Raw genomic sequence first — 12,291 nt, 5'->3', positions numbered from 1 at the left:
GCGCAGCGCTGCGAGAGTCCAGTATGCGAAGAGGATATCGATCGATCCTCGCGGCGGCCACCCGGCGCCGTGCAACGCTTGCAGGAGACATGTACATGAAATGGGAAACCCCGACGGCCACTGATCTTCGCTTCGGCTTCGAGATCACGATGTACGTCAGCGCCCGCTGAATGCGCGCTTCGTGACAACCCGCCCCGGCACCGCCGGGGCGGGTTGTTCCGGGCCCGCCTTTTCATTCTCTCGATGCGCATCACTGTTCTGGGCTCCGCGGCCGGCGGCGGCTTTCCTCAATGGAATTGCAACTGCCGCAATTGCGCGGGCGTGCGCTCGGGCACGGTGCGCGCCAGGCCGCGCACGCAGTCCTCCATCTTCGTGCGGCCCGACGAGGGCGACGACGGCGTCCTGTTCAACGCCTCGCCGGACATCCTGGAGCAGATCCGCAGCAATCCGGCGCTGCAGCCGGCGCGCGCGCTGCGCGACAGCGCCATCGCCGGCGTGGTGCTGATCGATGGGCAGGTCGACCATGCCACCGGTCTTTTCATGTTGCGCGAGCGCACGAAGCCGCTGCCGCTGTGGTGCACCGACCCGGTGTCGGAAGACCTGAGCCAGGGCAATCCGGTGTTGCGCGTGCTGTCGCACTACTGCGGCGTGGCGCGGCACGCGATCGCGCTGGACGGCAGCGCTTTCGAGGTGCCCGGCGTGTCCGGCCTGGACTTCCGCGCCCTGGCGCTGACCGGCAAGGCGGCACCGTACTCGCCGCACCGCGACGATCCGGTGGCGGGCGACAACATCGGCATCACGATCCGCGACCGCAAGAGCGGCAGAAGCGTGTTCTACGCGCCGGGCCTGGGCGCCATCACGCCGCCGGTGTTCGATGCCATGGCCAGCGCCGACGCCGTCATGGTCGACGGCACCTTCTGGACCGACGACGAGATGGTCCGCCTGGGCGTGGGCACCAAGCGCGCGCGCGAGATCGGCCATCTGCCGCAGTCGGGCGAAGGCGGCATGATCGAATGGCTCGCGCGGCTGCCCGCAGGCACCCGGCGCATGTTGATCCACATCAACAACACCAACCCCATCCTCGACGAGGATTCCGACGAGCATGCCGCGCTGCGACGCGCGGACATCGAGCCCTGCGAAGACGGCATGACCCTTCAACTCTGAACCGCGGAACCACAGCATGCACGCCGACAGGCTTCAGGACCCCGCTCGCCCGGCCTCCGGCAGCGAGAAAAGCGCGCCCGCATGGAGCCGCGAGGAATTCGAGTCGCGGCTGCGCGAGCGTGGCCGCAGCTACCACATCCACCATCCGTTCAACGTCATGCTCAACAGCGGCCGTGCCACGCCCGAGCAGGTGCGTGGCTGGGTGGCGAACCGCTTCTACTACCAGATCGCGATCCCGATCAAGGATGCGGCGGTGCTCTCGAATTGTCCCGACCAGGAGGTGCGGCGCGGCTGGGTGCAACGCATCCTCGACCACGACGGTTTCGAGCTCGGCGGCGTGAAGGACCCGGGCGGCATCGAGGCCTGGCTGCGCCTGGCGGAGGCCGTGGGTCTGGCGCGGGAGGAAGTGCGCGACCTGCGCCACGTAGTGCCCGCCGTGCGCTTCGCGGTCGACGCCTACGTGAATTTCGCGCGCCGCGCGCCGTGGCAGGAGGCGGTGTGCTCGTCGCTGACCGAACTGTTCGCGCCCGAGATCCACAAGCAGCGCCTGGCCACCTGGCCGGCGCACTATGCGTGGATCGACTCGGCAGGCCTGGACTACTTCCGCAATCGCGTGAGCCAGGCTCGGCGCGACGTCGAACAGGGCCTGGCGATCACGCTCGATCACTTCGACACCCGCGCGCTGCAGGAGCGCGCGCTGGAAGTGCTGCAGTTCAAGCTCGACATCCTGTGGGCCATGAACGATGCGATGGCGACGCGCTACGGCGTGAACGACGCATGAGCGCCACCCGGTCAGCGCTGAGCGCCGACAGCCGCCCTCGGATCGGTCCGGGCTTCCGCCTGCAATGGGAGCCGGCGCAGGACTGCCATGTGCTGCTCTATCCCGAGGGCATGGTGCGGCTCAACGGCAGCGCCGGCGAGATCATGAAGCGCTGCGATGGCACAAGCAGCCTGGCCGCGATCGTGGCCGATCTGGAACAGGCCTTCGGCACCACCGGCCTGGAGCCCGAAGTGCGGGGCTTCGTCGAACTGGCGGCGCAGCAGAACTGGCTGCGCTGGGAGGCATGATGCAGATGACGCAGCCACCGCGCCCCGGGCCCCCGCTTTGGCTGCTGGCCGAGTTGACCTACCGCTGTCCGCTGCATTGCGTGTTCTGCTTCAACCCGGTCGACTTCGCCCGGCAGGACAGCGAACTGGGCACCGAGGACTGGCTGCGCGTGCTGCGCGAGGGCCGCGAGCTCGGCGCGGTGCAGTGCGGCCTCTCGGGCGGCGAGCCGCTCCTGCGCGACGACCTGGAGATCATCGTGGCGGAGGCCCGGCGGCTGGGCTATTACACCAACCTGCTGACCTCCGGCGTGGGCCTCGATGCCGACCGCGCTGCCGCGCTGAAGGCCGCCGGGCTCGACCACGTGCAGCTGTCCTTCCAGGATTCCACGCGCGAGATGAACGATTTCCTCTCGCACACGAAGACCTTCACGCTGAAGAACCGCGTGGCGAAGATCATCAAGGACCAGGGCTGGCCGATGGTGATGAACGTGGTCATCCACCGGATGAACATCGACCACATCGACCGCATCATCGAGATGGCGCACGAAATGGGCGCCGAGTACCTCGAACTGGCGAACACGCAGTACTACTCGTGGGCCTTCCTGAACCGTGACCACCTGCTGCCGACGCACGAGCAGCTGCGCCATGCGGAGCAAGTGACCGATGCCTGGCGCGCCCGGCTGGGCGAGCGCATGCGCATCTTCTTCGTCGCGCCCGACTACCACGAGGGGCGGGCCAAGAAATGCGTCAACGGCTGGGGCAGCATGTTCCTCACCGTCGCCCCGGATGGCACGGCGCTGCCCTGCCATACCGCGAGGATGCTGCCGGGCCTGGCCTTTCCGAACGTGACGGCGCACAGCCTGCGCGAGATCTGGTTCGATTCCGAAGGCTTCAACCGCTACCGCGGCACCGGCTGGATGAAGGAGCCTTGCGCAAGCTGCGACATGCGCGAGCAAGACCTGGGCGGCTGCCGCTGCCAGGCCTACCTGCTGGCGCACGACGCGGCGGCGGCCGATCCGGTCTGCGCGAAGAGTCCCGAGCACCACCGGGTGGTGGAGGCGGTGCAGCGCGCCGCCGCGCACGGCCCCGCCGGCCCGGTCGAGCATCCGCTGGTGTTCCGCGATCCCGCCAATTCGCGCCGCCTCGCTTCTCCCGTCACGCCCGATCGGTAATCCCAGGTCACCGTCTCAGGCGTTCGCCGCGCCGACCCTTGCCGAACCGGAGCGATGGCTTGCCGATGACCCCGTTGCGCCGCCGCAGGGGCTGTGCATACTGAACTGCGTCGTACTTGCACAGGGTCCACCGATGAATATTTCCCCGCCGCGCACGGACACCGATCCGCCGGCCGCGCCACCCGAATGGACGATCGATGTGGGTTCCGAGCCTGTCGGCGAAGGGGTGTATTACTTTGCCGATGTGAAACGGGCCGGCCAGGTGATGTTCAGAATCGGGCTCGGCGGCGTGACCGAAGAGGCCAAAGCGAGAAGCCTGCTTGCGGCCAAGGCCCGCGCCTGGATCGATGAATTCCTGATTCGGGAACAGCAGTCCGGCGCTTCCTCCCAGGGCGACTGAGCGGGGTCAGCCCTTCTCAGTCCTCGTCGTCCAGCAGATTCAGATCCTCCATACAGGATTGAAGCGCCGCACACCCGGCTTCCCAGGCCCGCTCGTACGTGGGGAAGCTGAGATCTGAACGCGCGAAGGGCTCGAAGCCGGGCATGTCATCGAAGGATTCGAACAGCGCCCATCCGAACGCTCCAGGCCGGAGTATGTCGACCATCATGACAAGGAAGCGCGCGCGGCACATGCCAGCCATGCTGGGCTTGCGCACGGACCTCGTCGTCAGTTGGCGCCTGCGTTGGATGGAAGAAAAAATCGCCGCTGCAGGCAGCCTCCCCCGAAGCGGGCCGTTCGTGCGGGGCCGGGCGGCACCCCCCGGAGCCTTGATTTCGCCACGAAAGACGTGGCCAGGCTCCCGCAGCCGTCAGAAGATTTCAGTCCGTCTGCAGCACGCCGCGGCGGACCTGGTCGCGCTCGATGGATTCGAACAGCGCCTTGAAATTGCCTTCCCCGAAACCCTCGTCGCCGGCGCGCTGGATGAACTCGAAGAACACCGGGCCCAGCTGCGTCTGCGAGAAGATCTGCAGCAGCAGCCGCTTCGTGCCGCCCTCCGTGGCGCCGTCCAGCAGGATGCCGCGCGCTTGCAGTTCGGCCACCGGTTGGCCATGTCCGGGCAGGCGCTTCTCGAGCATTTCGTAGTAGATGTCGTTGGGGGGTGTCATCAGCGGCACGCCGGCCATCTGAAGGGCGTCGACCGAGGCGATCAGGTCGTCGGTGAGCAGCGCGATGTGCTGGATGCCTTCGCCGTTGAAGGCCATCAGGTATTCCTCGATCTGGCCCGAGCCCTTGGCGGACTCCTCGTTCAGGGGAATGCGGATCTTGCCGTCGGGCGCGGTCATGGCCCTGGAGGTCAGGCCGGTGTATTCGCCCTGGATGTCGAAGTAGCGGATCTCCTTGAAATTGAAGAGCCGTTCGTAGAAATCCGCCCAATAGGCCATGCGGCCGCGGTACACGTTGTGGGTGAGGTGGTCGATGGACTTCAGGCCGTGCCCCACGGGATGGCGGTCTGCGCCCTCGATCCATCGGAAGTCGATGTCGTAGATCGACTTGCCCTCCTCGAAGCGGTCGATCAGGTACAGCGGGGCGCCGCCGATGCCCTTGATGGCGGGCAGGCGAAGCTCCATGGGGCCGGTCGAAATCTCGATGGGCTGAGCCCCCAGGTCCAGCGCACGCTGGTAGGCCAGGTGCGAATCCTTGACACGAAAGGCCATACCGCAGGCGGAGGGACCATGCTCGGCCGCGAAATAGGCGGCGTCGCTCCCTGGCTCGCGGTTCACGATGAAGTTGATGTCGCCCTGGCGGAACAGCGAGACGTCCTTGGAACGGTGGCGTGCCACCTCCTGGAAGCCAAGGGCCTCGAAGACGGGCTCCAGCATGCCGGGCGTCGGCGATGCGAATTCGACGAATTCGAAACCCGCGAGCCCCATGGGATTGTCGAAGAGGTCTGCCATGTGAAAACTCCCGATGTCGAAGCGGGCAAGGCGCACTCGGCCCCGCCCGCTCGTGGCTGCTCAGTCCAGCGTGACGTTGGCCTTCCTGGCCAGCGCGGCATAGCGCGTCGCCTCGCTCTTGAAGAACTTGGCGGCGTCTTCGGGCGAAGTGGGCTTGATCACGTTGCCCTGCTTGTTCATGGCATCGACCACGTCCGGACTCTGGAAAGCCTTGACGAAGGCATCGTGAACGCGCCTGACCTCGGCGGGCGCCATCTTGGCGGGGCCTGCCACCGCGAACCAGCCCTCGACGTCGTAGTTGGACAGGCCTTGCTCGGCCAGGGTCGGGATGTCGGGGGCTGCGGGCGAGCGCTGCGCGCCGCACAGGCCGATGGCGCGCACCGCGCCGCTCTTCAGATGCTGCTGGATGGCCGGCAGTGCCACCACGCCGAACTGGACCTGCCCGGCGATCAGGTCGGTGACCATGGGCCCGGTGCCCTTGTAGGGGATGTGCTTCGCCTTGACGCCGGCCTGCTCGAGGAACAGCTCGCCCGCCAGATGAATGATGGTGCCGTTGCCGGAAGAGGCGTAGTTGAGGTCGTCGGGCTTGGCCTTGAGCAGCGCGATCAGCTCCTTCGCGTTCTTTGCCGGGACGTCCTTGTTCGCGACCAGCACCAGCGGCGTCGCGCCGATCACGCTGATGGGCGTGAAGTCGTCGATCGCGTCGAAAGGCATCTTCTTGTAGACGGCCGGGTTGATCACGTGGTTGTTCGAGAACAGGCCCAGCGTGAGCCCGTCGGGCGCCGCCTTCGCCACGGCCGAGGCGCCGGTGATGCCGCCGGCACCCGGCAGGTTCTCGATCACCACCGGCTGGCCGAAGGCCTTGCCCAGCGCCGGCGAGGCCGCGCGGGCGATGGTGTCCACGCCCGAGCCGGCGCTGATCGGCAGCACGATGCGCACCGGCTTGTCGGACTGCGCGAAGGCGGGCAGGGCGGCGGCGGCAAGCGTGGAGGCACCGAGGCCGAGCAAGCCGCGGCGGGAAATGCGAAGGTTCATGGTCTTGTCTCCTGGGAAGTTGTCGGTTCGATAGGGGGCTCAGGCCGTCTGTCGCGATTTCAGCCGGGAAAGAATCTCATCGTTGTGCTCGCCGGCTTTCGGAAGCGGCGAGCGCACGCCCGGTCGGCGGCCGCCCATCAGGAGCGGCAGCAGCACCACGTCGGTGACGCCGCCGTCGTCGGTGGTCATCGGTGCCAGGCCGCCGCTGGCCTTGAGATGCGGATCTTCCACCAGCTGCTCGGGCCGCATGATCGGCGCGTAGGGAATGCCCGCGGCCTCCAGCTTGGGCGAGAGCTCGTCGATGCGATGGTGGATCAGGATCTCGCCGAGCGTGGCGAGCAGCTCGGGCCGCACCGCCACGCGCGAGGCGTTGTCGGCGAAGCCGGGCCGATCGAGGAGGTCGGTGCGCTCCAGCACGCGGCACAGGGTCTCGAACTGCTTGTCGCTGACCGCGCCGATGAAGAGCTGCTCGTTGTCCGCCAGGGTGAACACGTCGTACACGCTCCAGGCCGACACCCGCGCCGGCATGGGCGGCGGCGGCTCGCCGGTCATCAGGTACTGCTGCATGTGCTGCGCGCAGAGGAACACGCAGTTCTCGAACAGGGCGCTCTGCACCTCCTGGCCGCGACCGGTCTCATCGCGCTCGCGCAAGGCGGCCAGCACGCCGATGGCGCCGAACATGCCGCCCATGATGTCGTTGACCGAGGTGCCCGCGCGCAAGGGCCGGCCGACGGGCCCTGTCATGTACGACAGGCCGCCCATCATCTGCACCACTTCGTCCAGCGCCAGGCGCTTCTCATAAGGGCCCGGCAGGAAGCCCTTGTGCGTGACGTAGATCAGCTTCGGGTATCGCTTCGAGAGCGTCTCGTAGTCCAGGCCCAGCTTCTTCATCAGGCCCGGGCGGAAGTTCTCCAGGACCACGTCGCATTCGCCGGCGAGTTCGGCGGCGGTGGCGCGGCCTTCCTCGGTGTTGATGTCGAGCACCACGCTCTTCTTGTTGCGGTTGAAGCTGCGGAAGAAGCCGATGCCCAGGCCGGGCAGCTTGCGCGTCTTGTCGCCGCCGGGCGGCTCGACCTTGATCACCTCGGCGCCGAGGTCGGCCAGGATCATGCCGCAGGTCGGGCCCATCACCATGTGGGTGAATTCGAGGACGCGAACGCCGGAGAGGGGCAAGGGAGCTTGGGACGTCATGCGAGGGTCTTTCAGGCGGCGATGGCGGGTCGAGCGGCAGGGGCGGCGAAGGTCTTGGGCAGGCCGGCCTGCCAGACGGCGCCATGCAAGGTCTCGCCCGCAAGCCAGCGGGCGACCCGCTGGCGCAGGGCGAGCAGCGCGTCGATGTCGATGCCGGTGGCGATGCCCATGCTGCCGAGCATGTAGGCCAGGTCTTCGGTCGAGACGTTGCCGCTCGCGCCCGGCGCGTGCGGGCAACCGCCGATGCCGGCCAGGCAGGCGTCGAAGCGGCGCACACCGACTTCAAGCGCCGCATAGACATTGGCCAGGCCGAGGCCGCGCGTGTCGTGGAAGTGGCCGCACCAGAAGCGCTCGCCCGCGATCTCCATCGCCGCTTCGAAGAGCTCGCGCACCATGGCCGGGTCGGCATAGCCGACGGTGTCGGCCAGGCTGACGCGGTCCGCGCCGGCGTCGAGCAGGGCCTGCATGAGGCGCAGCACCTCGCTCTTCTCGACCTGACCCTGGAGGGTGCAGCCGAAGGCCGTGCCGACGCCGCCCTCGATGAGGGTTTTTGAGCCGGCGGCGTCGCGTGCGGCGCGGATGCGCGCCACCTCGGCGACCACCTCGTCGGGCGTCTTGCGGAGATTGGCCAGGCTGTGTTGATGGCTGGCCGACAGCGGAACGATCATCAGGTCGACCTCGGCCGCGATCGCGTTCTCGGCACCGCGCAGGTTGGGCACCAGCACGGAGACGAACAGGTCCGGGAAGGTCCTGGCGTAGGCCACCAGCTCGGCCGTGTCGGCCAGCTGCGGCAGCAGCCGCGCCGGCACGAAGGAACCGACTTCGATCTCGCGCTGGCCGGCCGCATGGGCGGCGGCGATCCATTCGCGCTTTTGCTCCGTCGGAAGAATGGTGGCGATGCTCTGCAGGCCGTCGCGCAGGCCGACCTCGCGGACCACGGCAGCGGATGGCAGCCTGGGGCTCGTGTTCGTCATGGGTTTGTCTCTCCAGGCTCTGGGGCCAGGGTGGCTTGTACTTCGATGGGGGACTTTAGGGATTCCGGTTCAGGAGGAAAAGCGGTATCTTGGAACGCCCATCGTTCCAGTTCGGAACTTCTGGCCTCTCATGCACGACCTGGACCTGACGACCCTTCGCCTTTTCGTGACCGTCTGCGAAATGCGCAACATCGCGCGGGCCGCGGAGCTGCACCACATCGTCGCTTCCGCGGTGAGCAAGCGCCTTGCGCAACTCGAGAGCACCGTCGGCAATGCCCTCGTGGAGCGCAACCGAAGAGGCGTGGTCCCCACCGGGGCAGGGGAGATCCTGCTGGAGCATGCGCGCGCCCTGCTTGCGGGGCAGGACCGCGTGGCGCGTGACATGGCGGCCTACGGCAAGGGCATCAAGGGCCAGGTGCGCGTGCTCGCGACGGTCTCTTCGATCGCGGAAAGCCTGCCGGACGACATCGCGAGTTTTCTGCAGATCCCCGCGCATCGCGACATCCGCGTCGACATCGAGGAATCGCTCAGCCGGGACCTCGTGCGTGGCATTCGTGAAGGCCTGGCGCCGGTCGGGGTGTGCTGGAACGCAGCCGATCTGGAGGGGCTCCAGACCCGCACCTACCGCAGCGATCGCCTCGCCGTCATTGCGCCTGCGGATCATCCGCTTACGCGAAGAAGGAGGGTCGACTTCGAGCAGACGCTAGCCTTCGACCACGTCGGATTGCCCACCAACACGGCGGTACACACCATGCTCGCCCGCCAAGCGGCGATCGTCGGAAAACCACTGAGCTATCGCGCGGTCGTCTCGACCTTCGATGCATGCCTGCGATGCGTTCGCGCCAACCTGGGCATCGCCATCGTGCCGCGCGAGATCGCCGAGCCCATGGCCTCGGTCTACCGGCTGAAGTTCGTCGCCCTGACCGACCGCTGGGCACGGCGTGATTTCGCCATCTGCTTCAATAACGAGAAACAGCTGTCACCCGCCGCGGGGCTGCTGGTGGCGCACCTGGCGAAGCGCGCGGCGGCTCGCGGATGAAGACGGAGACGGATGACGCCGGCCGAGAGTCGGCACGGGACTTCACCAGGCGATCCCGTACGGCGTGAAGCGGCTCTGGTTCTCATCCACGTCCAGCGGCCGCCCGACGAAGGGGAAGGCGCGCTGGGGGCAGTGCATGCGTTCGCACACCTTGCATCCCATGCCGATCGGCGTCGCGGCCTCGGGGTCGCGCAGGTCCAGCCCCTTGGCATACACCAGCCGCGGCGCATGGCGGATGTCGCAGCCCAGGCCGATGGAGAAGGTCTTGCGCGGGGAGCCATAGCCGCGCTGGCCGCGCGAGACCGTGCGCGCGATCCAGAGATAGGTTCGGCCATCGGGCATGCTCGCGAGCTGGGTCAGGATGTGGCCCGGTTGCCCGAAGGCCTCGTACACGTTCCAGAGCGGGCAGGTCCCACCCGTGCGGCTGAAATGGAAGTGGGTCGCGGACTGCCGCTTGGAGATGTTGCCCGCCCGGTCCACCCGCACGAAGAAGAAGGGCACGCCAGGCGCTGCCGGCCGCTGCAGCGAGCTGAGCCGATGGCACACCGTTTCGAAGCCGACGCCGAAGCGCTGGCCCAGCAGGTCGATGTCATAGCGCAGGCTCTCGGCGGCTTGCAGGAATTTCCCGTAAGGCAGGAGCAGGGCGCCAGCGAAATAGTTGGCCAGGCCGATGCGGGCGAGCTTGCGGGAGGGCACGTCCTCGGTGAGGGGCGGCGCATCCATCAGCGATTCGATCTCGTCGCCCAGCTCGAGCAGGGCGAGCTGGGTGCCGAGCTGGAAGGCCTGCTGCGCCGCGCCCAGCGCGGACGACAGCCGCAGCGCGTGGGCGGCCGGCTCATAGTGGCGCTTGATGTCCTTCGTGTCGCCTGCGAAGAGCACGCGGACTCCGTGTTTCTGGAGCAGCCGCTGGGCCAGCCACTCGGTCAGCGTGCCGCCGCTCGCCTCGGCCTCGCCCGCGAGCGACTCGGCCGCGCGATCGAGCCCATCGAAGTGGTTCTGGTGGGCCACGAAGAAGTCCCGCACCACTTCGAACGGCGTCGCGCGCGGCGCCGTGACATCGGAACGGTCATCGCCCAGGCGCAGGGCCATGGTCTCGAGCTGCTCCATGGCCTCGAGGTTGCGGCGGTGCAGGGCGATCAGCGCGCGTCCCAGCGCCGGCATCTGCGCGGCCACTTCCTCGAGCTCGGGCAAGGTCACCTGCTCGGGCGCGTCCGCCAGCGCTTCGCGCATGCCCGCAATCAGGCGGGCTTCCTCGTCCTCCGAGAACTGCTGGACGTCCACGCCCAGCGTGCGGTGGATCTTCAGCAGGACCGCGACCGTGAGCGGGCGCTGGTTCTGCTCCAGCTGGTTGAGATAGCTGGGCGACAAGCCCAGTTCGTTGGCCATGGCGATCTGCGACAGGCCGCGCTCCGCGCGCAGCTTGCGCAGGCGCACCCCCATGAAGGTCTTCTTCATGAGCTGTCCCCCGGCGCTTGCAACTTCGCAAGATTCGCTGATTGGATGAAATTCGTTCGCAAGAATTTGCCTTTTCAGTTCTATCCGCAACCCTCCATTTTGCGTAGATTGCGAAACCTGACAAGGAGACCGCATGACCCCCATGACCGCAGCAGTACAAGCGCCCATCACGAGCTTCAAGGCCAAGAAATCCGTCGCCCTTTCCGGCATCACCGCCGGCAACACGGCGCTGTGCACGGTCGGCCGCACGGGCAACGACCTGCACTACCGCGGCTACGACATCCTGGACATCGCGGAAGTCTGCGAGTTCGAGGAGATCGCCCATCTGCTGGTGCACGGCAAGCTGCCGACGCGCGCCGAGCTCGAGGCCTACAAGACCCGGCTGCGCGCGATGCGCGGGCTGCCGGCGAGCGTGAAGGAAGCGCTGGAGCGCCTGCCTGCCGGCGCCCACCCGATGGACGTGATGCGCACCGGCGTGTCGGCCCTGGGTTGCATCCTGCCGGAACGGGACGACCACCATCTGCCTGGCGCGCGCGACATCGCCGACCGGCTGATGGCCTCGCTGGGCTCGATGCTGCTCTACTGGTTCCACTGGAGCACCCAGGGCAAGCGCATCGAGGTCGAGACCGACGACGACTCGATCGGCGGCCACTTCCTGCACCTGCTGCATGGCCGCAAGCCATCCCAGGCCTGGGTCGCCGCGATGCACACGTCGCTCAACCTGTACGCCGAGCACGAGTTCAATGCCTCCACTTTCACCGCGCGCGTGATCGCCGGCACCGGCAGCGACATGTACTCGGCCATCGCCGGTGCCATCGGCGCGCTGCGCGGGCCCAAGCACGGCGGCGCCAACGAGGCGGCCTTCGAGGTCCAGAAGCGCTACGACAACCCGGACGAGGCCGAGGCCGACATCCGCCGCCGGGTGGAGGCCAAGGAGGTCGTGATCGGCTTCGGCCACCCGGTCTACACGCTGAGCGACCCGCGCAACGGGGTCATCAAGGGCGTGGCCCGAAGGCTGTCGGAGGAGTCGGGCTCGACCAAGATGTTCGACATCGCCGAGCGGCTTGAATCGGTGATGTGGGACATCAAGAAGATGTTCCCCAATCTCGACTGGTTCAGTGCCGTGAGCTACCACATGATGGGCGTGCCCACGGCGATGTTCACGCCGCTCTTCGTGATCGCGCGCACCAGCGGCTGGGCCGCGCATGTGATCGAGCAGCGCATCGACAACAAGATCATCCGACCGAGCGCGAACTACACCGGTCCGGAAGACCAGCACTTCATTCCCCTGGACGAGCGCAAGTAGCAACCATCGAGC

14 protein-coding genes are annotated in these 12,291 nt (G+C 67.4%); 8 read left to right on the top strand and 6 right to left on the bottom strand.

All coding sequences use genetic code 11. The annotated features are described in order from the left end of the window. Positions 1-95 precede the first annotated feature (95 nt). The 6 genes from pqqA to J2739_RS21915 all read left to right on the top strand — a co-directional run bounded on the left by pqqA (position 96) and on the right by J2739_RS21915 (position 3,783). Positions 96-170 carry a pyrroloquinoline quinone precursor peptide PqqA gene (gene pqqA, locus J2739_RS21940; RefSeq protein WP_010100094.1) on the top strand — a complete coding sequence of 25 codons (75 nt, stop codon included), beginning with the start codon at positions 96-98 and terminating at the stop codon, positions 168-170. A 73-nt stretch (positions 171-243) separates the two neighbouring features. After that, positions 244-1,164, top strand: coding sequence for a pyrroloquinoline quinone biosynthesis protein PqqB (pqqB, locus tag J2739_RS21935; RefSeq protein ID WP_309905556.1), 921 nt, complete (start codon positions 244-246; stop codon positions 1,162-1,164). A gap of 16 nt (positions 1,165-1,180) precedes the next feature. After that, positions 1,181-1,945 carry a pyrroloquinoline-quinone synthase PqqC gene (gene pqqC, locus J2739_RS21930; protein ID WP_309905554.1) on the top strand — a complete coding sequence of 255 codons (765 nt, stop codon included), beginning with the start codon at positions 1,181-1,183 and terminating at the stop codon, positions 1,943-1,945. After that, positions 1,942-2,232: a pyrroloquinoline quinone biosynthesis peptide chaperone PqqD gene (gene pqqD / locus J2739_RS21925; RefSeq protein ID WP_309905552.1), complete on the top strand. Its 291-nt coding sequence runs from the start codon at positions 1,942-1,944 to the stop codon at positions 2,230-2,232. The genes pqqC and pqqD overlap by 4 nt, the downstream gene beginning before the upstream one ends. Continuing rightward, the gene (gene pqqE / locus J2739_RS21920) at positions 2,232-3,383 is read left to right on the top strand and encodes a pyrroloquinoline quinone biosynthesis protein PqqE (RefSeq protein ID WP_405053928.1); all 1,152 of its coding nucleotides are present in this window, start codon (positions 2,232-2,234) and stop codon (positions 3,381-3,383) included. Before pqqD ends, pqqE begins: the two co-directional genes overlap by 1 nt. Positions 3,384-3,516: 133 nt before the next feature. Further along, positions 3,517-3,783 carry a hypothetical protein gene (locus J2739_RS21915; protein WP_309905548.1) on the top strand — a complete coding sequence of 89 codons (267 nt, stop codon included), beginning with the start codon at positions 3,517-3,519 and terminating at the stop codon, positions 3,781-3,783. Between the two features lie 16 nt (positions 3,784-3,799). Here J2739_RS21915 and J2739_RS21910 read toward each other — a convergent pair whose 3' ends face one another. The 5 genes from J2739_RS21910 to J2739_RS21890 form a co-directional block, all read right to left on the bottom strand. Next, entirely contained in the window at positions 3,800-4,039 is a 240-nt protein-coding gene (locus J2739_RS21910; RefSeq protein WP_309905547.1) for a hypothetical protein, read from the bottom strand. A 163-nt stretch (positions 4,040-4,202) separates the two neighbouring features. Further along, entirely contained in the window at positions 4,203-5,279 is a 1,077-nt protein-coding gene (gene hppD, locus J2739_RS21905) for a 4-hydroxyphenylpyruvate dioxygenase (protein ID WP_309905545.1), read from the bottom strand. A gap of 60 nt (positions 5,280-5,339) precedes the next feature. Then, complete coding sequence (locus J2739_RS21900) at positions 5,340-6,314, bottom strand: tripartite tricarboxylate transporter substrate binding protein (RefSeq protein ID WP_309905543.1); 975 nt, start codon at positions 6,312-6,314, stop codon at positions 5,340-5,342. 39 nt (positions 6,315-6,353) lie between these two features. Next, on the bottom strand, positions 6,354-7,505 hold the full coding sequence (locus J2739_RS21895) for a CaiB/BaiF CoA transferase family protein (RefSeq protein WP_309905541.1): 1,152 nt from the start codon (positions 7,503-7,505) through the stop codon (positions 6,354-6,356). Between the two features lie 11 nt (positions 7,506-7,516). Beyond that, positions 7,517-8,479, bottom strand: a complete 963-nt coding sequence (locus J2739_RS21890; protein WP_309905539.1) for a hydroxymethylglutaryl-CoA lyase — start codon at positions 8,477-8,479, stop codon at positions 7,517-7,519. 130 nt (positions 8,480-8,609) lie between these two features. On the opposite strand from J2739_RS21890, the gene J2739_RS21885 reads away from it, so the two are divergent. Beyond that, a complete protein-coding gene (locus J2739_RS21885) occupies positions 8,610-9,518 on the top strand; it encodes a LysR family transcriptional regulator (protein WP_309905722.1) in 909 nt (302 codons plus the stop codon). A gap of 42 nt (positions 9,519-9,560) precedes the next feature. Here the strand turns inward: J2739_RS21885 and J2739_RS21880 are convergent, their stop codons facing one another. Further along, the gene (locus J2739_RS21880; protein WP_309905536.1) at positions 9,561-10,973 is read right to left on the bottom strand and encodes a short-chain fatty acyl-CoA regulator family protein; all 1,413 of its coding nucleotides are present in this window, start codon (positions 10,971-10,973) and stop codon (positions 9,561-9,563) included. Positions 10,974-11,115: 142 nt separating this feature from the next. On the opposite strand from J2739_RS21880, the gene prpC reads away from it, so the two are divergent. Continuing rightward, the gene (gene prpC, locus J2739_RS21875) at positions 11,116-12,279 is read left to right on the top strand and encodes a bifunctional 2-methylcitrate synthase/citrate synthase (RefSeq protein ID WP_309905720.1); all 1,164 of its coding nucleotides are present in this window, start codon (positions 11,116-11,118) and stop codon (positions 12,277-12,279) included. Positions 12,280-12,291 lie beyond the last annotated feature (12 nt).

The organism is Variovorax soli (assembly GCF_031454625.1).
In the GTDB taxonomy this organism is placed as follows: Bacteria; Pseudomonadota; Gammaproteobacteria; order Burkholderiales; family Burkholderiaceae_C; genus Variovorax; species Variovorax soli_A.
This window is presented reverse-complemented; position numbering and strand designations above follow the sequence as displayed.

What these genes read in the sequence shown, in the direction of transcription:
- pqqB (WP_309905556.1), top strand. Translation starts at nt 244, where the DNA reads ATGCGCATCACTGTTCTGGGCTCCGCGGCCGGCGGCGGCTTTCCTCAA.
- pqqC (WP_309905554.1), top strand. Translation starts at nt 1,181, where the DNA reads ATGCACGCCGACAGGCTTCAGGACCCCGCTCGCCCGGCCTCCGGCAGC.
- pqqD (WP_309905552.1), top strand. Translation starts at nt 1,942, where the DNA reads ATGAGCGCCACCCGGTCAGCGCTGAGCGCCGACAGCCGCCCTCGGATC.
- pqqE (WP_405053928.1), top strand. Translation starts at nt 2,232, where the DNA reads ATGCAGATGACGCAGCCACCGCGCCCCGGGCCCCCGCTTTGGCTGCTG.
- J2739_RS21915 (WP_309905548.1), top strand. Translation starts at nt 3,517, where the DNA reads ATGAATATTTCCCCGCCGCGCACGGACACCGATCCGCCGGCCGCGCCA.
- hppD (WP_309905545.1), bottom strand. Translation starts at nt 5,279, where the DNA reads ATGGCAGACCTCTTCGACAATCCCATGGGGCTCGCGGGTTTCGAATTC.
- J2739_RS21900 (WP_309905543.1), bottom strand. Translation starts at nt 6,314, where the DNA reads ATGAACCTTCGCATTTCCCGCCGCGGCTTGCTCGGCCTCGGTGCCTCC.
- J2739_RS21895 (WP_309905541.1), bottom strand. Translation starts at nt 7,505, where the DNA reads ATGACGTCCCAAGCTCCCTTGCCCCTCTCCGGCGTTCGCGTCCTCGAA.
- J2739_RS21890 (WP_309905539.1), bottom strand. Translation starts at nt 8,479, where the DNA reads ATGACGAACACGAGCCCCAGGCTGCCATCCGCTGCCGTGGTCCGCGAG.
- J2739_RS21885 (WP_309905722.1), top strand. Translation starts at nt 8,610, where the DNA reads ATGCACGACCTGGACCTGACGACCCTTCGCCTTTTCGTGACCGTCTGC.
- J2739_RS21880 (WP_309905536.1), bottom strand. Translation starts at nt 10,973, where the DNA reads ATGAAGAAGACCTTCATGGGGGTGCGCCTGCGCAAGCTGCGCGCGGAG.
- prpC (WP_309905720.1), top strand. Translation starts at nt 11,116, where the DNA reads ATGACCGCAGCAGTACAAGCGCCCATCACGAGCTTCAAGGCCAAGAAA.